The following is an 18,802-nucleotide window of genomic DNA, read 5'->3' on the forward strand; positions in this document are numbered from 1 at the left end:
TCCGCAGATGATGCGGCACGTACAAGATATAGCCGCTGGCTATAATCGACGTGAGCCGTTTCCGGAGGACGGGTTGACTGACACCATTGCGGATGTGGCTTCGTGCGCACTCGATGCCCCGCCGCTGGAATCGGAGTCCGATTCGCTTCATATGCCCTGCGCGGCATCGGATCCCGAAGCCGGATACGAGGACCTCCTCCTCCGAAACACCACGCTCCCGCCCGTCGGCGCCGACCTGGAACTCGCATCGGGCGATGCGGAGCGCGATCCCGGCAACTGCGACACCGGCACACTCGCGAGCGTCTCCGACACCAAGCATTGGTTTGCGCGCGCCGGCCGCCGGCGCATCGAGCTACGCGTGGTGGACGTGGACGGAGATCGTGCGGGCCACGCCCTGATCTTCGGCGACGGGAACATCGAGGACGATTGTCTGGTGCGCATTCACTCGCGCTGCCTCTTCGGTGATGCCCTGGAGGCAGACGATTGTGATTGTGGCCCCGAACTCGCGTTGTCGATGGACATGATCCACGCCCAGGGCAAAGGGATCCTGCTCTACCTGGAGCAGGAAGGTCGCGGCGCCGGTCTCGCGGGCAAGGCTCGCGGTTATCAGATCAGCCAAATCGAAGGACTCGATACCTTCGCCAGTTTCGAGCGACTCGGATACGACCCGGACAGCCGCCACTACATGGATGCGGCACATACGCTGAAGCGACTGGGATTGAACAGGATTCGGCTGCTCACCAACAATCCCGCCAAGATCGCGCATCTACGCGACGCGGGCCTTGTCGTCGAACATGTTCCATTGCTGACCGTTCCCCGAAGTCGCCGCGCACGCGGCTATCTCAAGGCCAAGCGCGTATATCGAAGCCATGCACTGCCTCGCACATGGCGAATCTTCCAGATAACCGACGGTCTACTCGCGGTCGGATTCGTGAGCGCTGTGAGTCTTGCCGGCACCATGGTGGCCGACATTGCCGTCGATGTGATCGGCATCGCCCATCACGGCTTCTTCTCGGCGGTAGCGGCACTGTTCCTCGGGCGCTGGGCATGGGCGCGAACGCGGTTGCTGCAGGCCAGGTTTCGATTATTTTGTTTTCGCTTTTCCACCCTTCGGCTCGACGAAGCGGCTGTCGCACCGACAATAGGGAGTGGCGCCAGCAGCTCTCGATAGCCGAGGACTCTGCGCACGATCTGGAGTCGCCGTGGAAGACATCGAGTCGCAAGATCGAAAATCGACTGCCCATGTGATCTCGCGCAGGGGCCGGGATCTCGCGATCAGGCAGGTGCTGGAACTCCGAGAGAAGTCCGGCTCCGGCGCCGAAGTCTGTATCGGGCACGTTCTGGTTTTCGGCGACCTGCGGGACGGATGCCTGGTGCGCATTCATTCGCGATGTCTGTACGGCGATGTATTGCGCAGCGACGACTGCGATTGCGGGCCCGAGATCGATCTCGCGATGGATCGGATCCAGACCGAGGGGCACGGGGTGCTGATCTATCTCGAGCAGGAGGGGCGGGGTGCGGGTCTGGTGGTGAAGGCGAAGGGGCTGCGGCTCGCGGACCGGACGGGAGTCGATTCGTTCGCCAGTTATCTCGCGTTGGGGCATCCGATCGATTCGCGGTCCTACGAGCAGGCGGCGGAGGCGCTCACCCAACTCGGGCTGACCAGGATCCGGCTGATGACCAACAATCCGGAGAAACTGGTGGCGGTGCGGGGCGTCGGAATCACCGTGTATCCCGAGCCGCTGGTGACCGCGCCGCGGTCCGAGCGGGCTCGCCGCTACATGGAATCCAAAAGGCGAGTGACGGGCCATCATCTGCCGACGATCGATCCGGTGGTGGAGTCGTGGGACCGCCGGGTGCAACAGGTGATGCTGTGGCTGATTCGCCCCTTCCTGCCCTCCGGCCACTCGGTCGGGAGCGACACCCGCCTTCGGTAGATCTTGGGGTGCGTTTTACGTGCACTTTGGGATTGACCCCCTGTAGCCCGAGACACAACTGTCAGTCAGTGGCTACGATGAGTGAGCCGTGCCACATCGAGTGTGCGGTCCGGGTGTGAGCTGGGTGGTCGTTCCCTCGGGACGTCGGAGTTCGCGCTGGTCGGACGGTGCGCGGTGGCGGGCGAAGCGAGAGGCAATCGGGAAAAAGGGTTATGACGACAGACATCGGCTATACGCACAAATCAGGCAAAACGGTCTTCACGATTCCGGAGGCGTTCCAGGAGACGCTGACTCTGCGGCCTGATCAGGTGGCGTTGCGGACGGTGGGGGGCACTCGGGAGATCACCTGGCGCGAATACGGGGAGCAGGTGCGGACCATCGCCGCCGGACTCGCCGGGCTCGGCATCACGCGCGGGGACACCGTCGGCATCATGCTGACCAACCGGCCCGAGTTCAATCTGGTCGACACGGCGGCACTGCATCTGGGGGCCACGCCGTTCTCGATCTACAACACCAGTTCGGCCGATCAGATCGCGCATCTGTTCACCAATGCCGAGAACAAGGTCGTCATCACCGAGCCGGCGTTCCTGGACGCGGTGCGCGGCGCGGGCGTGGAGCTCGAGCACATCGTGCTGGTCGAGGGCACCGCCGCCGGAACCGTCACCCTGGCCGAGGTGGAAGCGGCCCCCGCGGCCGACTTCGACTTCGACGCCGCGTGGCGGGCCGTGCAGCCCGAGGACATCGCCACCCTCATCTACACCTCCGGCACCACCGGCCCGTCCAAGGGCGTCGAGCTCACCCACAGCAATGTGGTCGCGCAGATCGTCGGACTCGTGGAGGGCCCGCTGACGGTCGGTCTCGACGACCGCTCGGTGTCGTATCTGCCCGCCGCCCATGTGGCCGACCGTATTTCGGGTCACTGCGCCAACCTGTTCACCGGCGTGCAGATGACCACCGTCCCGGACCCGCGCGAGATCGCCGCCGCCCTGCCCGATGCCCGCCCGACCGCCTTCTTCGGCGTGCCGCGCGTGTGGCAGAAGATCAAGGCCGGAATCGACGCCAAGCTCGCCACCGAGTCCAGCCTGGTCAAGAAGTCCCTGGCCAACTGGGCGATCGGCGTGGGCGTGAACGCCGCCCGCGCGGACCTGTCCGGCAACGGCCGCGGCCTGCTGCTCGATGTGCAGCACAAGCTCGCCGATGCCCTGGTGCTCTCGAAGTTGCGCCAGGCCTTGGGATTCGACGAGCTGAAGGTCGCCGCCTCCGGCGCCGCGGCCATCCCGCCCGAGACCCTCGAGTACATGCTCGGACTCGGCTTCACCGTCACCGAGGTGTGGGGCATGTCCGAAACCTCGGGCGTGGGCACCTACACCCCGCTGGCCAAGCCCAAGCCCGGCACCGTCGGAATCCCCATGCGCGGGGTGGAGATCCGCCTCGCCGACGACGGCGAACTGCTGGTGCGCGGCGCCATCGTCACCGGCGGCTACCGCAAGATGCCCGACAAGACCGCCGAAGCCATCGACGCGGAGGGCTGGCTGCACACCGGCGACGTGGCCACCATCGACGGCGACGGCTACGTCAGCATCGTGGACCGCAAGAAGGAACTCATCATCTCGGAGGCGGGAAAGAACCTGTCCCCCACCAACATCGAGAACACGGTCCGCGCGGCCTCCTCGCTGGTCGGTCAGATCGTCGCGATCGGCGACGCCAAGCCGTACATCACCGCGCTGGTGGTCCTGGACCCCGACACCGCCGTGGTGCGCGCCAAGGCCCTGGGCACCCCCGACGCCGACCTGAAGACCCTCGCCGCGCGCCCGGAGATCGTCGAGGAGATCAAGGCCGCGATCGGCGTCGCCAACGCGAAACTCTCTCGCGTGGAACAGATCAAGCGCTTCGTGCTGCTGGACACCGGCTGGGAGCCCGGCGGCGACGAGCTGACCCCCACCCTCAAGCTCAAGCGCAACCCGATCACCACCAAGTACGCGACCGAGATCGCCTCGCTCTACACGACCCCGGCCCCGGACGGCGTCGTCAACCTGTAAGCCCGTACAGCGTTGTGGCCCTGGACCATCGGTCCGGGGCCACAGTCGTCGGTGTGGAACGGCAATCCGTCGTCAGGGTGATACCGCGTACGCCGCCGCCATCGCACGCGCACGCTCGCACATCGAATCGCGTAACCATTGCGGGGCAAGGGCTTCGGCGTGTGTGCCGAGCTGCCAGACCGCCCATTCGGCATGTCTGGCGTCCTGGAAGGTGACCTCCATCCGCAGCCGGCCGTCCGGATCGGTCTCCTCCGAATACACCGCCAACGCGGTGCCCACCAGTTCCTCCCGCCGTGCCGGGTCCAGCCGGATCCGCACCGCCAGTTGATCTCCCCCCGCACGGAATCTGGCGCTGCGCTCCTGCCAGGCTCGGTCCAGATCGACCTGATCCGGACGCTCGGCGGGTTCGGGCAGCTCCTGCGCCGCCAGGACCCGCGAGAGTCGATAGGTGCGATCCTCGCCCGCGCGGATGGCCAGCAGGTACACCTGCTCACGCACGGTGACCAGCCCGATCGGATCCACCGTGCGCCATCGCGGGTCCTGATCCACCGCCGCGTAGTGGATTCGCAACTTGTGACCGGCGAACACCGCGCGGCGAACCTCGCTCACCACGGCGGCGGGCGCCTGCTCGGCGACCAGGCGGCGCGCGAGCAGATCGGTCTCGGGGTCGATCAGCAGCCGCTGGGCCGCACCGGCGGCGGTGCTGCGATTGCTCTCCGGCAGCGCGTCCAGCACCTTGCGCATCCCGGAGGTGAGCGCCGAGCCCAGCCCGAATGCCTGTGCGCCGCGCCGGGATCCGGCCACCAGCAGCGCCAATGCCTCGTCATGGTTGAGGCCGGTGAGTTCGGTGTGGAATCCCGGCAGCAGCGCGAACCCGCCGTGACGTCCGCGCTCGGCGTACACCGGCACTCCCGCGGCGGACAGCGCCTCGATATCGCGCAGCACCGTGCGGGTGGAGACCTCCAGCTCACGGGCCAGATCGGGGGCGGAGAGCCGGCCGTGCCGCCGCAGCAGCAACACCAGCGAGACCAACCGGTCGGCGCGCATGCGGAAAAGTCTATCGAAATACACGACACAAGATGTCGTGATTGCTCGAGAGGCTTGGACGCATGACAAACAAGATCAAGGCCACCGACCCGAACGACCTGGGCAAGTTCTTCATCGAGCGCGCCAACGCCAAAGACGTGGACGGCCTGGTCGCGCTCTACGAGCCCGACGCGGTTCTGGCGTTCCCCCCGGGCAGCCTGGCCACCGGCCACGCCGAAATCCGCAAGGTTTACGAGCAATTCGTCGCCTTCGCCCCGGAGCTGTCCCCCAGCACCCAGCACCCGGCTCTGATCAACGGTGATCTCGCACTGACCGCGGCGACCCTCGACAACGGAGAGATCACCGTCGAAATCGCCCGCCGCCAACCCGACGGCTCCTGGCTCTGGAGCGTGGATCAGCCCAACATCATCGCGTTCTGACGCGGGTGCGGGCACGCCCGAGTGTGTGCCCGCACCATGTCCGTACCTGTTCACTCCACCGGTATGCCCAGGGTCGCTCGCCGCGCGGCGAACATGACTGTGGCCCCGAGCATTCCGCTCGGGGCCACATGTTCAGGACTACGGGTTGGCCGGCTCAGTGCTGCTCGTGGGTGCCGATCAGCGTGGCGCGCCCGATCGCGTTCACGAACAGGTTGAAGCCCAGGTACGCCGGGGAGGCGTTCTCGTCGACCTCGAGTCGTTCCACGCCGACCGCGTGCACGACCACGAAGTAGCGGTGCGCGCCGTGTCCGGCGGGCGGGAACGCCCCGGTGTACTCGTGCAGGCCCGCGTCGTTGCCGAGCGCGATCGCACCGGCGGGCAGCGTGCCGCCCGCGCTGCCCTGACCGGTTTCCAGGCTGGTCGTGGTCGCCGGAATGTTGGCCACCACCCAGTGCCAGAAGCCCGAGGCGGTGGGTGCGTCGGGGTCGTACACGGTGACCGCGAAACTCTTGGTCTCGGCCGGGAACCCGGACCAGCTCAGCTGCGGGGAGATGTCCTTGCCGCCTGCTCCGCCCTGCGCGCTGACCTGATCCAGGTGCAGCGGCTCGCCCTCACTGATATCGGTGGAGGTGAGGGTGAATTCGGGCAGCGCGGGCAGTGCGGCGTACGGGTTGTACGAGTAGTCGGGCACGGTGCGTCCTTTCGATGAGTCAGCTGTGCAGTAGGAAGTGTTCCAGCACGCGGGTGCCGAATTCGAGGGACTCCACCGGGACTCGCTCGTCCACGCCGTGGAACAATGCGGTGAAGTCCAATTCGGGCGGCAGTTGCAGCGGAGCGAACCCGAAGCAGCGGATTCCCAAGCGCGCGAACGCCTTCGCGTCGGTGCCGCCGGACAGCATGTAGGGCACGGTGCGCCCCTGCGGATCGTGCGCGAGGATCGCCTCGTTCATGGCGTCGACCAGATGCCCGTCGAAAGTCGTTTCGTACGAGTCGAGTTTGGTGATCCACTCCCTTTCCACGTCGGGTCCGATGAGCGCGTCCACCTCCTTCTCGAACTCGGCCTGACGACCCGGCACCACCCGGCAGTCCACCACGGCCTCGGCGATCTGCGGGATCACGTTGGCCTTGTAACCGGCCTGCAGCATGGTCGGATTGGCGGTGTCGCGCAGCGTCGCGCCGATGATGCGCGAAATGGTGCCCAGCTTGGCCAGCTGGCCCTCGATATCGGGTCCGGTGGGATCGAATTCGAGCCCGGACTCCTGCGAGACCGCGGCCAGGAACTCGGCCACCGAATCGGACACCACCAGCGGGAAGGTGTGGGTGCCCAGCCGGGCCACGGCCTGGGCCAGGATGGTGACCGCGTTGTCCTCGTGCAGGAACGAGCCGTGCCCGGCACGGGCCTTGGCGCGCAAGCGCATCCAGCCCAGCCCCTTCTCGGCGGTCTCCACCAGATACAGGCGGCGATCGGTGCCGTCGGGGCGCGGCACGGTCAGGGAGAACCCGCCGACCTCACCGACCGCCTCGCTGATGCCGGCGAACAGATCGGGCCGGTTGTCGACCAGCCACTGCGAGCCCCAGCGCCCGCCGTTCTCCTCATCGGCCAGGAACGCCCAGACGATATCGCGCGGCGGCACGGTGCCTTCGATCTTGAACTGCCGGGCGATGGCCAGCATCATGCCGACCATGTCCTTCATGTCGACCGCGCCGCGCCCCCAGACGTAACCGTCGCGCACCGCTCCGGAGAACGGATGCACGCTCCAGTCGTCGGCCTGGGCGGGCACCACGTCCAGATGCCCGTGCATCATCAGCGCGCCACGGCTCGAATCCGCGCCTTTGAGTCGCGCGAAGACGTTGCCGCGCCCGGGCGCGCCGGACTCGACGTATTCGGTGGTGTAGCCGGCCTGTTGCAGTTGATCGGCGACCCATTGCGCGCATTCGCGCTCGCCCTTGGTCGTTTCCAGTTCGCCGGTATTGGAGGTGTCGAACCGGATCAGCTCACTGACCAGGTTCACCACTTCCGACACGGCGCGGGAGGTGCGGGTTTCGGCGGTTTCGGACACGCCCCCTTTCCTACCACTTTCCCCGGGGACGCCGACCGGGCACGGCCGCGAGGACACCTCCCGACCGCAGGTAGGTCGCGGTGGTGCGGGTTGGAATCAGCGATCACGCATTGCTCACGGCGCAGCGTCACCCGACGTCCTGTGCGCTGCACCGCCACAAGTGCCTTCGGAGTTCGGTACCCACCGCAGCGTCCGGAGCGCGGCAACCCGACGCGTCCTCAGCGCAGCACCCGCATGGTCGCGACCAGGGTACTCAGCAGCGAGTCCAGGCGCTGATCACTGATCCGGCGCTCGAGCACATCGGGATTGAGCCGGGTCGAGCCCGCCCACAGCTCGCCGAATCGAGCCTGCACGTCGACGTCGGTGGCCGCGAGCACCCACAGCAGCGGCGGCCACAACCGAGCGGCTTGAGCGATCGCGGGCAGGGTGATCAGCGTCGCGGTGTCGAGCTGCGAGAGCTGCGCCCCGGCCACCCGGCGGATCTCGGCCGGGGTGCGCGCGATCGGTTCGAGCACTCCGCGCCACAGCGCGATCTCACTGCTGCCGTCGAGCGCGGCGACGAGTGTGTCGGCCACCTCCCCCATCACCGGGTTGAGCGCGAGGCGGGTCAGCGCGGCCGGGCTCAACTGTCCGATGAAGCGCAGCAGATCCGCGGTGGCGTCCGCGCCCAGGAACGTCGTGACCAGATCGGCGATGGCCGAGGGCGGTGCGACCGCGAACAGGATGTCCCCGACCGCGGCGATCACATCGGGCTGACATCGCGCGAAGACCGACAGCGCCGCCAAGCGCAGTTCCTTGGACCCGTCGAGCACCGTGCCCAGCATCGCGGGCAGGCGCTGTCCGGACCCGGCCAGCAGCTGGCGCACCACGGCGCTGACGCTCTCCCCCGAGTACGCGTAGGAGGCCGAACGAATCAGCCCCTCGTCGTCCGGGACGCCCGCTTCGACCGCGGCCACGAGTTCCGGTGTGGCATAGGCGAGGAACGGTCCGGCGGTGATGTAGTCCCGTCGGCGCAGCAGTTCGTTGATGATGGCGATCACCGGTTCGGCGGGTGCGTCGTCCGCGAGCTGCCCGACCGTGCGCGGATCCAGATACGGTGCGCAGTCCGCCGCGTAGTTCACCTCCATGCGCTGCACCGCATCGACTGCCACCTTGCGGTGCTGCACGCCGACCGCGCCCGCGGCCCGCCCGGTCATGGCCGGCGGGACCATGCGTTGCACGATGGGCAGCGAGATGCGCAGCGGAATGAGGGGCACCAGCTTGCTGATGCGTTCGAAGACCGGGCCGTGCTGATCGAAGAGCGTGCCGGACATGCGTTCTTGCAGTTCGTGTAATCGATGCGGTCCGAGCTTCTCGAGATGCGCGAGGCGCTCGACCGGGACGTGCAGGGTGCGGGCCAGGAGGATGAGTTGGGCCCGGGTCACCAGATCGGTCATAGGGTCGCCCGGCTCGCGATCGTCCAGCTATGGTCGAGTTCGGCTGCGCCAGGCATCTTTTCCTCGTTCCTCAGGTGTCCGAGACGGGACGACCCGAATTCGACCGCCCATCATAGAGGCGAGGATGGGACAATTGGCGCGAAAAGTGCAGAGTCCCTGTACACCGTTAGGATGCGGGCCATGAGTCATCCCCCGGGTTGGTACCCCGAAGGTCCAGGATCCACCGTGCTGCGTTGGTGGGACGGCAGCCAATGGACGAATCACACCCAGCCCCAACAGCAGTCGGCCCCGCAGCAGCAACCGGTGGCGCAGCAGCAGTACGCGCAGCAGCAACAGGGTCAGCAGCACGCGCGACAGCAGTATGCCCAGCAGGGCGGACAGCAGCAGTACGGTCAGCACCGCGGTGATGCCAGCCCGTGGGAGCTCGAGGTCGGCAGTGCGAACAATCCGGCCGATATCCAGCGCCAAGTGCAGCAGCAGGCCGGGGTGGGAGCCACCCAGCGCGGCGGCGGCACCGTGTTCACCGAGCCGATCCTGGTGGTGAACCAGAAGGTCAAGCTCATCGAGATGTCCAACGAGTACGGGGTTTTCGATCAGCACGGCGGCCAGATCGGGGCGGTCGTGGAGGTCGGGCAGAGCGCGCTGAAGAAGGCCGTGCGCTTCATGTCCAGCTACGACCAGTTCATGACGCACAAGCTCGAGGTGCGCGACGCGCACGGGCAGACCATGCTGCGGATCACCCGCCCGGCCAAGGTGTTCAAGTCCAAGTTCCTGCTCGAGCACGGCAATGGTCAGCCGATCGGGGAGATCGTGCAGGAGAACATGATCGGCAAGATCAACTTCGCCTTCGTTGTCGGCGGGCAGCAGATCGGCGGCATCCGCGCCGAGAACTGGCGGGCCTGGAACTTCATGATCCACGACCACACCGGTCAGGAGGTCGCCCGCATCACCAAGACGTGGGAGGGCCTGCTCAAGAACATGTTCACCACCGCCGACAACTATGTCGTGCAGATCCACCGGCAACTGCCGCAGCCGCTGCTGGCCATGGTGGTCGCCTCGGGCCTGGCGATCGACACCGCGCTCAAGCAGGACTCGCGCGGCTGGGGCTGATCCGCCACCCGCGACAGACCGGTCCGGCACGCGCGCCGGACCGGCGCAAGCGGCACGCAAGCAGGTGCAAGGGCCGGGTAATCACGGCCCGTCACAGTCGTATTCATGAACGAGACACACGATGTGGTGGTGGTCGGAGCCGGACCCGTCGGCCTGATGCTGGCCTGCGAGCTGCGACTGGCCGGGGCGGACGTCCTGGTCGTCGAGCGCCTCACCGAACCCGACCTCACCATCAAAGCGGGCGCGATCAACGTGCCCACCGCGCAGGCGCTGTACCGGCGCGGGCTGCTGCCCGAGATCCGCGCGGTCCAGGACGACGCCTTCGCTCGATTCGCCGAGTTCCGCCGCCGCGCAGGGCATTCCGATGCGCCCATACCCCCCGTGCGCCCGGATCGACGGCCCGCGGTCGGGCACTTCGCGGGCATCATGATCGATCCGGGCGCCATCGACTTCGAGGATCCCGCCTTCGCCGGAGCCGGGCCCGCCGCCGAGGTCTTCTTCGTCCCGCAGCAGGCCATCGAGTCGATCCTGGCCCGGCGCGCGGCCGAACTCGATGTTCCGGTCCGGCGCGGAGTGGACGTGACGGGACTCTGGGACGAGGGCGACACCGTCACCGTCCGCTGCGGCGACAGCCTGGTCGACGCGCGATGGGTCGTCGGCTGCGACGGCGGGCGCAGCACCGTGCGCAAGCTCGCCGGCTTCGAGTTCCCCGGCCTGGACGCGGAGATCACCGGGCACCAGGCCATGGTCGAGATGACCGGAACCGAAGGGCTGCAACCCGGCTGGAACACCACCGCGACCGGCATCTACGCACACGGCCCGCTGCCCGGCCGCTTCCTGACCGTCGAGCTCGACGGCCCGCCCGCGGACCGAGACGCCCCGGTCACCGCGCTCGAACTGCAGACCAGCCTGCGCAAGGTCTCCGGAGTTCCGGTGCAGATCACCGCCGTGCACTCGGCGACTCGGTTCACCGACAACACTCGCCAGGTCCCGGACTACCGCAGGGGCCGGGTCCTGCTGGCGGGCGATGCCGCGCACGTGCACTCCCCGTTCGGCGGGCAGGGGCTCAACCTCGGCATCGGCGATGCGGTGAACCTGGGCTGGAAGCTGGCGGCCGTCGTGCGCGGCACGGCCCCCGAATCGCTCGTCGACACCTACAGCGCCGAACGCCACCCGATCGGCGCCTGGGTGCTGGAGTGGACCCGGGCTCAGATCGCCCTCATGCGACTCGACCCGCGCAGCAAGGCATTACGCGCCGTGGCCGCCGAACTGCTGGCCACCCCCGACGCCGCCACCGAGATCTTCAAGAGGATCTCCGGCGTCCTGCACCGCTACGACCTCGGCGGCACACACCCCTTGGTCGGCGCGTGCGCCCCCGACCTCGATCTGGCCGACGGCACTCGCCTGGGCGAGCACTTCACCCCCGGCGGAGCGGTCCTGCTGGACCTGACCGACTCCCCCGCCCTGCGCACCGCCGCCGCCCCCTGGTCCGGTCGGGTCCGGGTGCTCACGACCAAAACCGCTGAGCCGAACACCCTTTCGGCCCTGCTGGTCCGCCCCGACGGCGTCGCCGCCTGGGCCTCGGACGACACCGGAACGGCGGGCCTGAGCACCGCCCTCACCCGCTGGTTCGGTCCCGCCGCCTGACCGCCTCCAACCGACCCGCGATGCGCGCCGCCTCGGCGGCGCTGGGCAGGATCGGATGCGCCCGGGCGGATCGCCGGTCGGCCCGTCCGAGGGACGTCCGGGCAATCGGGCGTCGCCCCGGCCGCACGAGTCGAGTCGGCATGCGGTGCGTGACTGCGCCGCATGCCATTTCGAGTCGCACCGCGTCTCACCCGGTGAGGTGCTCGACCCGTTCCGCACCGATTCACATCATCCGCCGTGACCCCCACTCACCGAGCGAGCCCAGAGCCGCGTTCAGCGCGTGCCCTTCCTCGGTGAGGGAGTATTCGACGCGCGGCGGGATCTCCGCGTAGACCTCCCGATGCAGGATTCCGTCCGCGGCCAGCTCACGCAGATGCTCGTTGAGCATCTTTTCCGACACCCCGGGCAGTCCGCGTCGCAATTCACCGAACCGTCGAACGCCGTGCTCGTGCAACTCCCACAGAATGAGCACCTTCCACTTACCGCCCACCACGTCCATGGCGGCATCGATGCCGCAGTAGTACGGCCCGTGTCTCTTCGCGCCCATCACCCGTCCTCGTCGATAGTGCTGTCCCGCATGCAACGTTTCTCATCCAACGCCGCGTCGATCACCCCTGATTCCAGCGCGCGCCACAGGGTTGTCGATCGGTGAGTGAACGGCACCTCTGCCGTGTCGACGACCGGTGATCGCACACCCCGAGCTATCGGGCTCTGCGATCGCAGATCAGCTGTTCCCGACCGCCGGTATGTTCTCCGGAATCGCCTCTGCGCAGGTTCGCCGGATGACATGCTGCACACGACGCGAAGGGGAAGACGATGCCTGAGAACACATCCGGCACCGAGGGGCTGGTGCGCTACCGAGTCTCGATTCTGGTCGAGATGCCCGACGGCGAAGACGAGATCGCTTTCAACGCCTACGGCCCCGTACTGCCCAGAACCGGCGAGCGGCTCGAAATCGACGGTGTGCCGGGCGAAGCGCTCTCGGTCCTGATCACCGGCGTCGATCACCAGTGGTATCTCTCCGGCGGTGGCGTCGACAAGCCGGCGGTCACGGTAGCCGGAGAGATAGCCGACTCCTACGGCCACGAACTCGCACAGCGCCTCGTCAACGACCCTGGCGCCCTGAAGGCCTGGGTCAGCAACTTCCCCTACCTCGAACCGGTCGACTTCGCCCGAGCGCTCTGAGCGCCACTCTCCGGCGCGCCGGTTCTCGACCATCGCGTTCGGTCCCGGTCTGTGGGACGCGCGAGCGGACATTGCTGACCGCGCCCGCCGGGTGACGGCGTGTGAGCTCGATGCTGACGAAAAGGTAAGTACCCGAGAAAATAGTGGGTACTTGTGGCACCACCTGCCCTGGAGCACTCTCGATTGCGGCGCGCCGAGCGAATCGGAATCGAGTGACAGGGAGTTGTTTTCATGACCGGCAATCAGCACAGTGCGGTGACCGTGCTCGGCCTCGGTGCGATGGGGCAGGCGCTGGCGACTGCGCTCGTGACGGCGGGCGTACACACCACGGTGTGGAATCGCACAGGGGGCAAGGACGCGGATCTGGTTGCGGCGGGGGCTGTTTCGGCAGCCTCGGTCGGTGAGGCGATTCGCGGAGACGGGGTGATCGTCTCGGTGCTGCTTGATCACGGGTCGGTGCGCGAGACGCTCGAACCGGTCGCGGATCGGCTCTCGGGGCGGCAGTGGATCAACCTGACCAGCACCACCCCCGAGGAATCGCGGGAACTGGCGGCATGGGCCGCGACACATCGGATCGACTTCCTGGACGGCGGGATCATGGCCGTGCCGCCGATGATCGGGACCGAACACGCGCGGATCCTCTACAGCGGGTCCGAGGCGGTGTTCGAACGGCACCGGCCCGCACTGGAACTGCTCGGGGCCGCCGAATACCACGGGACCGACGCCGGCACAGCCGCATTGATCGACTTCGCGCTGCTGTCCGGCATGTACACGATGTTCGCGGGGTACTTCCACGGTGCGGCGATGGCCGGGACGGCGGGAATCAGCGCGTCGGATTTCGGTCGCCGCGCCGCGCACTGGATCACGGCGATGGCGCAGAGCCTGCCCGCCTACGGTGCGGTCATCGACTCCGGCGACTACCGCGCGCAGGTGCAGCATCTCGCGTTCCAGAACAGCGCCCTGGACGCGATAGTGCGGGCCAGCCACGAATGCGGCATCTCACCGGAACTCCTGGCCCCGGTCGCCCGGATCGTGGATCGTCAGGTGCGCGACGGCCACGGAACCCAGGCGTTCGCGCGCACGATCGAGGCCCTGCGCTGAGGGCGCGCCGGGTCTCCGGCCCGGTTCCGCGGCCATATTGTGGCGCTCCCGTGCCAGATTTGGCCGCGGATATCTGTCGGACCCCGGCCTCGAGGACGTAGCGTGGAGAGTCCCGATGCCCGTATCGGGATTGTCAACGACGACAGTGGGGTTCGCAATGGTGTCTCAATCAGGTCGACGAGGTTCGGACCCAGGAACGGAACAACCCGCCGTGCGCGGCGCGGCCGCATCGGAGTATGCGGGTGCGGTACGGGGTTTCCAGCGACTTTTCGCTGATCAGCGCGGCGGCGGCGCACTGGCCGTGTACCACGGAGGCCGCAAGGTGGTCGACGTGTGGACCGGCACCGCCGACGCCGACGGCACGGCGCCGTGGCAGGAGAACACCGCCGCGCTCTCGTACTCCACCTCCAAGGGCGTCACGTCCACGGTCCTGCACATCCTGGCCGGACGCGGCCTGATCGACTACCACGCACCGGTCGCGCGGTACTGGCCGGAATTCGCCGCGAACGGCAAGCAGCACATCACGGTCGCCGAAATGCTCACCCATCGCGCCGGACTGGCCCGCACCGGACCGCTGGCCCGCCGCGTGGAGGACCTGCTCGACTACCGGCTCATGGAGGAACGGCTCGCCGCCGCGCGCCCGGATCGCCTGCGCGGCCTGCCCGCCTACCACGCGCTCACCGTCGGGTGGCTGGCCGCGGGCCTGGCTCGCGCGGTGACCGGCAAGGACATGGCCGAGCTGTACCGGACCGAACTCGCCGACCCCCTCGGGATCGAGGGTCTGTATCTCGGCAAGCCGCCCACCGGGTCCCGCACCACGGTGGCCGGCTCGCACGGATCGCAGATCCCGCTGGGGATTCCCCGCGCGGCAGCGGTACTCGCGACCGCCAGCCGCCTGCCCGGCCCCGGCACCGGATTCATTCGTTCCATCCACGCCACCGGCATCGAAACCATGTTCAACGGGGCCGATCCCGCCATCCTGAACACCCAGATGCCTTCGGCGAACGGTGTTTTCACCGCCCGCGCGATCGCGGCGGTCTACAACGTGCTCGCGGTGGAGAGCCCACTGATCTCGCGGCGTCGCGTGCGCGCCGTCTCCCAGATCCAGACGCTGCTGCCGGACCGCAATCTGCTGCTGCCGATGGGCTGGCGGCTCGGCTACCACTCGCTCCCGATTCCCGGGGCCCCGAACGGTTTCGGCCACCTCGGCTTCGCGGGATCGGGCGGATGGGTGGATCCGGCCAGCGGCCTGGCCGTCGGCTTCGTGCACAACTGGACGCCCGAGGCGCGCCGCCTCCCGCGCGATCAGGTCGCGATGCTCGGCCTGCTCACCGCGATCGTGCGGGCCGCCACGGCCACGCACAGCACCCGCATCGAGCTGCCCGAGGCGGTCTGATCGCCCGCGAATTCGACAGTGGGCCTGCGTGAGCGGGCGATGGCGAGTGGGCCTGCCGAGGATGCCCGGCAGGCCCACCGCGCTCAGTGCGTGATCTGCAGTGTCGCGGACAACGTCGTCAGCTCATCGCCCAAGCCCAGATCCGCGACCCGCTGCTCGATCTCGTTGCGCTCGAGCGCCGGTAGCGCCGACCACACCTCCCCGATCCGTGACTGCGCGTCGGGTTCGGCCGTGGCCAGCACCTTCAGCATCGGCGGCCACAGGTGCGAGGTGGACAGGACGGTCGGCAACTGTGCCAGTGTGGCGGTCTCGAAGTGCGACACCGTGTTCCCGATTCGCCGGGCGATGGGAGGGGTGGTGCGCTCGGCCAGTTCGAGCAGGCCCCGCCAGATGGCCGGTTCGATGCTGCCGTCGACCGCGCTCGCTATCGTGTCGATGGCGTCGGGGTCGGCGATGACGGGATTGGCCGCCAGCAGGTCCAGGGCCGAGGGGCTCAACTGACCGACGAAGCGCAGGGTTTCCGATACCACGCCCGCGTCGATGAAGGTGCCGGTGAGGTCCGCGATCTCGTCGGCCGACCCGAGCTCGAAAATGATGTCACCGATCGCGACCACCACATCGGTATCGCAGCGCGCGAACACCGACAGTGCTGCGAGCCGCAATTCCGTCGAGCCCTGCAGGATGGTGCGCACCAGTCGCGGCACCCGCGTCCCGGTCAGCAGATGCCGCAGGATGACGCTGATGTTCTCGCCCGAATAGGCGTAGGAGGCGGACCGCACCAGGCCCTCGTCGTCCTGCACGTCGGTCTCCACCGCACGCACCAATTCCGGTGTGGCATAAGCCAGGAACGGTCCGGCGGTGACGTGATCGCCGCGGCGCAGCAGCTCGTTGACGATCTTCATGACCGGCTGCACCGGTGCGATGTCGGCGAGCTGTCCGACGCTGTGCGGATCCATGTACGGAGCGGCGGCCGCGGCATAGGACGGATCCAGCATGGTCACGGCCTCGGCGGCCTTCTTCGGATGATCCACGCCGATCGCACCGGCGGCGCGGCCCGCGATGAGCGGCGGCACGACGCGCTGCACCAGTGGCATCGATATGCTCAGCGGAATCACCGGCACCAGCATGCTGAGCCGGGAGAACGTCGAATTGTGCTGGGCGAAGATCGCTTTCGCCATGCGTTCCTGAAGTTCGTGCAGATTCGCCGCACCCAGCTTCTCGAGGTGGGTGAGCCGTTCCTCCGAGACGTGCAGCGTCCGGGACAGCAGCGTGATCTGTGCCCGGGTGACCAGATCGCTCATCCCAGTTTGTTTCCGAACATGATCTTCTTGGCCGCGGTGCTCAGCGGCCAGGGCAGTGCGCTGACGGTCTTGTCGACGGCCTCGACCATGGCGGCGGTCTCGCTGCGCTGCGCCTGCCGGAAAACCTCCAGCAGATCGGCCGTTTCGGCATCCGACAGCAGATCGAGAGAAGCCAGCGGCCCGCCCAATTCCTGCTCGAGTGCGGCTCTGGCGTCCATCATTCGTCCCCGTTCTCCGGCATGACCCGGATCACCCCTTGCACGTACACAAAGGTGTACCAAGATCATTGGCACAGCGCCAGTGCAGGAAGCTGCGATGGCCGACCGCGGTCCGGGGTGCACCCGCGGTCGGCGCGCTCGAATTCAGCCGGCCGATTCGACGGTCAGGCCCGCCTCGCTCCAATCCTGGATGCCTTCACGGTACTTGCGAACATTGGTGTAGCCCAGCGCTTCCAGCTTGGTTGCGACCGCCTGGCTGTTGCCGCACGCGGGATTCGAGCAGTAGGTGACGACGGGGGCGTCGAGGTCGGGAAGCAGGTGCGGTGCACGGGTTTCCACGTCGTGCTCGACGAGTTCGATCGCGCCGGGCAGGTGGGCCCGCGCGTAGTACGCCCCGCCGAGGGTGTCGAGCACCGTCACCGTGCCCGCCGCGATCTCGCGCTCGAGTTCGTCGCGGGTGATGAGTGTCGTCATGGTCGTGCCTTCCGTAGAAATTTAGGTGCGTGCACACGCTACTAAATGCGTGCGCGCGCACGCAAGTGGGTAGACTGGCCCGATGCCGCATTTTCCCGATGGCTCCCCGGCCGCCGCCTGGTCCGCCCTGCTGCGCGTACACGCTCAACTCGTGCCCGCCCTCGACGGCGACCTGCGGCGCGGGGCGGGTCTACCCCTGGCGTGGTACGACGTGCTGCTCGAACTCGACGGCATCGATCACTTGCGCATGAGCGACCTGGGTGAGCGCGTGGTCCTGAGCCGCACCCGGGTCAGCAGGCTGGTCACCGAACTCGAATCGCACGGACTGGTGCGCCGCGAATCCAACCCCGACGACGGCCGCTCCGCCTTCGTCGCCATCACCGAGGCCGGCCGCGCGAAATTCCGCGACGCCGCGCCCCGCTACCTCGCGGGCATCGAACAGCGATTCGCCGCCCGCCTGAATCGGGACGAACTCGAAGCGGTCACCGCGGCACTGCGCAAGGTCCTGGGCCCGAACGACCTACCGGCCCCGACGATTCCGTAGCCGCCGCGGCGCGCACGACATACTCAGTTGCCGATGTTGTTGATGCAGTAGCCTTCCGAGCCGATGGCGAGGGTGAAGCTCGTCGACTGGGTCACGCCCGAGGAGTTCGTCACCGGGACGGTGATCTCCACGCTGTCGCGACCGGTCTTCTCGGAGGTCATTTCGCTGTTGGTGAATGCCGTACTGCCGGTGAGCTTTCCGGGGTTGTTGGACAGCACCGATCCGGCGCACACCAGCGGGTACCTGCCCTCGACGTCGTTCGGGTCCACCGGCTTGCCGACCCAGCGCGAGAGATAGCGGAACACGGCGTAGCGGGCGTCCGCGACGGTGTATCCGTTCGTCACGCCCGGCGTGGTGACCCGGGGACATGCGTAACCCGAAGCGATTTCGGTGCGCTTGACGCTGACGGTCTCGGTCGCGCCCTTCCAGCTGACCGCGAACTGCCCGTCGATGCCGGGTTCGGCCACCGCCGCGAGAATGCCGTCCTTGTCGGCGTACATCTCCCGGGCGACATCCGGATCGACGGTCCAGCATTTGCGCACCAGCTGATCGAGATCGAGCGAGACCAGGTCCCGCACCCACGGTTCCAGCGCGGCGGCCGCCTTCGCATTGCCCGCGACCTCACCCACCGCGACGGTGACCGGCGGCGGGGTCGTGGTCGTGGTCGTGACGACCGGGACATTTGTCGTCGAACTCGGTTGCGGGACTACCGATGTGGTGCTCTTGCCCCGCGGTGAGTCGGTCTCGGGGAGACCGGCGTGGTCGTCGTCGATATTGCAGGCGGTCAGTAGTGTGCAGGCTGCCAGGGCAACCAGAGCACCGGCGTTCCGCCGCGCGATCTTGGCCATGGGTACGAAGATAGCGACTACCGCCACCCCCGCGGTGGCC

At 67.7% G+C, this 18,802-nt stretch carries 19 protein-coding genes; 10 read left to right on the top strand and 9 right to left on the bottom strand.

Annotated features, from left to right (window positions below; all coding sequences use genetic code 11):
* The first annotated feature begins 7 nt into the window (after positions 1-7).
* The 3 genes from NJ1_RS02680 (at position 8) to NJ1_RS02690 (ending at position 3,976) form a co-directional block, all read left to right on the top strand.
* On the top strand, positions 8-1,171 hold the full coding sequence (locus NJ1_RS02680; RefSeq protein WP_084477682.1) for a GTP cyclohydrolase II: 1,164 nt from the start codon (positions 8-10) through the stop codon (positions 1,169-1,171).
* A gap of 73 nt (positions 1,172-1,244) precedes the next feature.
* Complete coding sequence (locus NJ1_RS02685) at positions 1,245-1,937, top strand: GTP cyclohydrolase II (RefSeq protein WP_067687017.1); 693 nt, start codon at positions 1,245-1,247, stop codon at positions 1,935-1,937.
* Positions 1,938-2,149: 212 nt separating this feature from the next.
* On the top strand, positions 2,150-3,976 hold the full coding sequence (locus NJ1_RS02690) for an AMP-dependent synthetase/ligase (protein ID WP_067687019.1): 1,827 nt from the start codon (positions 2,150-2,152) through the stop codon (positions 3,974-3,976).
* 72 nt (positions 3,977-4,048) lie between these two features.
* On the opposite strand, the gene NJ1_RS02695 is transcribed toward NJ1_RS02690, so the two are convergent.
* Positions 4,049-5,023: a helix-turn-helix transcriptional regulator gene (locus tag NJ1_RS02695; protein ID WP_067687022.1), complete on the bottom strand. Its 975-nt coding sequence runs from the start codon at positions 5,021-5,023 to the stop codon at positions 4,049-4,051.
* Between the two features lie 62 nt (positions 5,024-5,085).
* On the opposite strand from NJ1_RS02695, the gene NJ1_RS02700 reads away from it, so the two are divergent.
* Positions 5,086-5,442 (top strand): YybH family protein, encoded by a 357-nt coding sequence (locus NJ1_RS02700; RefSeq protein ID WP_067687025.1) that lies wholly within the window; start codon positions 5,086-5,088, stop codon positions 5,440-5,442.
* Between the two features lie 154 nt (positions 5,443-5,596).
* On the opposite strand, the gene NJ1_RS02705 is transcribed toward NJ1_RS02700, so the two are convergent.
* From NJ1_RS02705 to NJ1_RS02715, 3 genes are all read right to left on the bottom strand, one after another.
* Positions 5,597-6,133: a YbhB/YbcL family Raf kinase inhibitor-like protein gene (locus tag NJ1_RS02705; protein WP_067687028.1), complete on the bottom strand. Its 537-nt coding sequence runs from the start codon at positions 6,131-6,133 to the stop codon at positions 5,597-5,599.
* Between the two features lie 19 nt (positions 6,134-6,152).
* The gene (locus NJ1_RS02710) at positions 6,153-7,502 is read right to left on the bottom strand and encodes a M20/M25/M40 family metallo-hydrolase (protein ID WP_084477684.1); all 1,350 of its coding nucleotides are present in this window, start codon (positions 7,500-7,502) and stop codon (positions 6,153-6,155) included.
* Between the two features lie 218 nt (positions 7,503-7,720).
* Positions 7,721-8,938 (bottom strand): hypothetical protein, encoded by a 1,218-nt coding sequence (locus tag NJ1_RS02715; protein ID WP_067687031.1) that lies wholly within the window; start codon positions 8,936-8,938, stop codon positions 7,721-7,723.
* Between the two features lie 180 nt (positions 8,939-9,118).
* Here NJ1_RS02715 and NJ1_RS02720 point away from each other — a divergent pair, with 180 nt between their 5' ends.
* On the top strand, positions 9,119-10,048 hold the full coding sequence (locus NJ1_RS02720) for an LURP-one-related family protein (protein WP_218025114.1): 930 nt from the start codon (positions 9,119-9,121) through the stop codon (positions 10,046-10,048).
* A 105-nt stretch (positions 10,049-10,153) separates the two neighbouring features.
* Complete coding sequence (locus NJ1_RS02725; protein WP_157573709.1) at positions 10,154-11,695, top strand: FAD-dependent monooxygenase; 1,542 nt, start codon at positions 10,154-10,156, stop codon at positions 11,693-11,695.
* Between the two features lie 223 nt (positions 11,696-11,918).
* Here NJ1_RS02725 and NJ1_RS02730 read toward each other — a convergent pair whose 3' ends face one another.
* Positions 11,919-12,242 (bottom strand): winged helix-turn-helix transcriptional regulator, encoded by a 324-nt coding sequence (locus NJ1_RS02730; RefSeq protein ID WP_067687037.1) that lies wholly within the window; start codon positions 12,240-12,242, stop codon positions 11,919-11,921.
* A 269-nt stretch (positions 12,243-12,511) separates the two neighbouring features.
* Here NJ1_RS02730 and NJ1_RS02735 point away from each other — a divergent pair, with 269 nt between their 5' ends.
* The 3 genes from NJ1_RS02735 to NJ1_RS02745 all read left to right on the top strand — a co-directional run bounded on the left by NJ1_RS02735 (position 12,512) and on the right by NJ1_RS02745 (position 15,377).
* Positions 12,512-12,880, top strand: a complete 369-nt coding sequence (locus NJ1_RS02735; protein ID WP_067687040.1) for a hypothetical protein — start codon at positions 12,512-12,514, stop codon at positions 12,878-12,880.
* Positions 12,881-13,111: 231 nt separating this feature from the next.
* A complete protein-coding gene (locus NJ1_RS02740; RefSeq protein WP_067687043.1) occupies positions 13,112-13,981 on the top strand; it encodes an NAD(P)-dependent oxidoreductase in 870 nt (289 codons plus the stop codon).
* A gap of 211 nt (positions 13,982-14,192) precedes the next feature.
* Positions 14,193-15,377 carry a serine hydrolase domain-containing protein gene (locus tag NJ1_RS02745; protein WP_245717185.1) on the top strand — a complete coding sequence of 395 codons (1,185 nt, stop codon included), beginning with the start codon at positions 14,193-14,195 and terminating at the stop codon, positions 15,375-15,377.
* An 83-nt stretch (positions 15,378-15,460) separates the two neighbouring features.
* Here NJ1_RS02745 and NJ1_RS02750 read toward each other — a convergent pair whose 3' ends face one another.
* From NJ1_RS02750 to NJ1_RS02760, 3 genes are all read right to left on the bottom strand, one after another.
* Positions 15,461-16,678, bottom strand: a complete 1,218-nt coding sequence (locus NJ1_RS02750) for a hypothetical protein (RefSeq protein WP_067687049.1) — start codon at positions 16,676-16,678, stop codon at positions 15,461-15,463.
* Positions 16,675-16,899 carry a hypothetical protein gene (locus NJ1_RS02755; RefSeq protein ID WP_067687053.1) on the bottom strand — a complete coding sequence of 75 codons (225 nt, stop codon included), beginning with the start codon at positions 16,897-16,899 and terminating at the stop codon, positions 16,675-16,677. The genes NJ1_RS02750 and NJ1_RS02755 overlap by 4 nt, the downstream gene beginning before the upstream one ends.
* Before the next feature lie 141 nt (positions 16,900-17,040).
* Positions 17,041-17,370 carry a rhodanese-like domain-containing protein gene (locus tag NJ1_RS02760; RefSeq protein ID WP_067687055.1) on the bottom strand — a complete coding sequence of 110 codons (330 nt, stop codon included), beginning with the start codon at positions 17,368-17,370 and terminating at the stop codon, positions 17,041-17,043.
* Positions 17,371-17,452: 82 nt separating this feature from the next.
* Between NJ1_RS02760 and NJ1_RS02765 the strand changes: the two genes are divergently transcribed.
* Positions 17,453-17,914, top strand: coding sequence for a MarR family winged helix-turn-helix transcriptional regulator (locus NJ1_RS02765; protein ID WP_067687057.1), 462 nt, complete (start codon positions 17,453-17,455; stop codon positions 17,912-17,914).
* A gap of 23 nt (positions 17,915-17,937) precedes the next feature.
* Here NJ1_RS02765 and NJ1_RS02770 read toward each other — a convergent pair whose 3' ends face one another.
* The gene (locus tag NJ1_RS02770) at positions 17,938-18,762 is read right to left on the bottom strand and encodes a hypothetical protein (RefSeq protein ID WP_067687060.1); all 825 of its coding nucleotides are present in this window, start codon (positions 18,760-18,762) and stop codon (positions 17,938-17,940) included.
* Between the last annotated feature and the right edge of the window lie 40 nt (positions 18,763-18,802).

Origin of the sequence: Nocardia jejuensis NBRC 103114 (genome assembly GCF_001613145.1) — a bacterium.
Taxonomy (GTDB): domain Bacteria; phylum Actinomycetota; class Actinomycetes; order Mycobacteriales; family Mycobacteriaceae; genus Nocardia; species Nocardia jejuensis.

Bases quoted from the DNA above. Each gene is read 5' to 3' on its own strand.
- NJ1_RS02720 (WP_218025114.1), top strand. From the start codon at position 9,119: ATGAGTCATCCCCCGGGTTGGTACCCCGAAGGTCCAGGATCCACCGTG.
- NJ1_RS02725 (WP_157573709.1), top strand. From the start codon at position 10,154: ATGAACGAGACACACGATGTGGTGGTGGTCGGAGCCGGACCCGTCGGC.
- NJ1_RS02700 (WP_067687025.1), top strand. From the start codon at position 5,086: ATGACAAACAAGATCAAGGCCACCGACCCGAACGACCTGGGCAAGTTC.
- NJ1_RS02690 (WP_067687019.1), top strand. From the start codon at position 2,150: ATGACGACAGACATCGGCTATACGCACAAATCAGGCAAAACGGTCTTC.
- NJ1_RS02695 (WP_067687022.1), bottom strand. From the start codon at position 5,023: ATGCGCGCCGACCGGTTGGTCTCGCTGGTGTTGCTGCTGCGGCGGCAC.
- NJ1_RS02680 (WP_084477682.1), top strand. From the start codon at position 8: ATGATGCGGCACGTACAAGATATAGCCGCTGGCTATAATCGACGTGAG.
- NJ1_RS02760 (WP_067687055.1), bottom strand. From the start codon at position 17,370: ATGACGACACTCATCACCCGCGACGAACTCGAGCGCGAGATCGCGGCG.
- NJ1_RS02715 (WP_067687031.1), bottom strand. From the start codon at position 8,938: ATGACCGATCTGGTGACCCGGGCCCAACTCATCCTCCTGGCCCGCACC.
- NJ1_RS02750 (WP_067687049.1), bottom strand. From the start codon at position 16,678: ATGAGCGATCTGGTCACCCGGGCACAGATCACGCTGCTGTCCCGGACG.
- NJ1_RS02765 (WP_067687057.1), top strand. From the start codon at position 17,453: ATGCCGCATTTTCCCGATGGCTCCCCGGCCGCCGCCTGGTCCGCCCTG.
- NJ1_RS02740 (WP_067687043.1), top strand. From the start codon at position 13,112: ATGACCGGCAATCAGCACAGTGCGGTGACCGTGCTCGGCCTCGGTGCG.
- NJ1_RS02755 (WP_067687053.1), bottom strand. From the start codon at position 16,899: ATGATGGACGCCAGAGCCGCACTCGAGCAGGAATTGGGCGGGCCGCTG.
- NJ1_RS02770 (WP_067687060.1), bottom strand. From the start codon at position 18,762: ATGGCCAAGATCGCGCGGCGGAACGCCGGTGCTCTGGTTGCCCTGGCA.
- NJ1_RS02730 (WP_067687037.1), bottom strand. From the start codon at position 12,242: ATGGGCGCGAAGAGACACGGGCCGTACTACTGCGGCATCGATGCCGCC.
- NJ1_RS02735 (WP_067687040.1), top strand. From the start codon at position 12,512: ATGCCTGAGAACACATCCGGCACCGAGGGGCTGGTGCGCTACCGAGTC.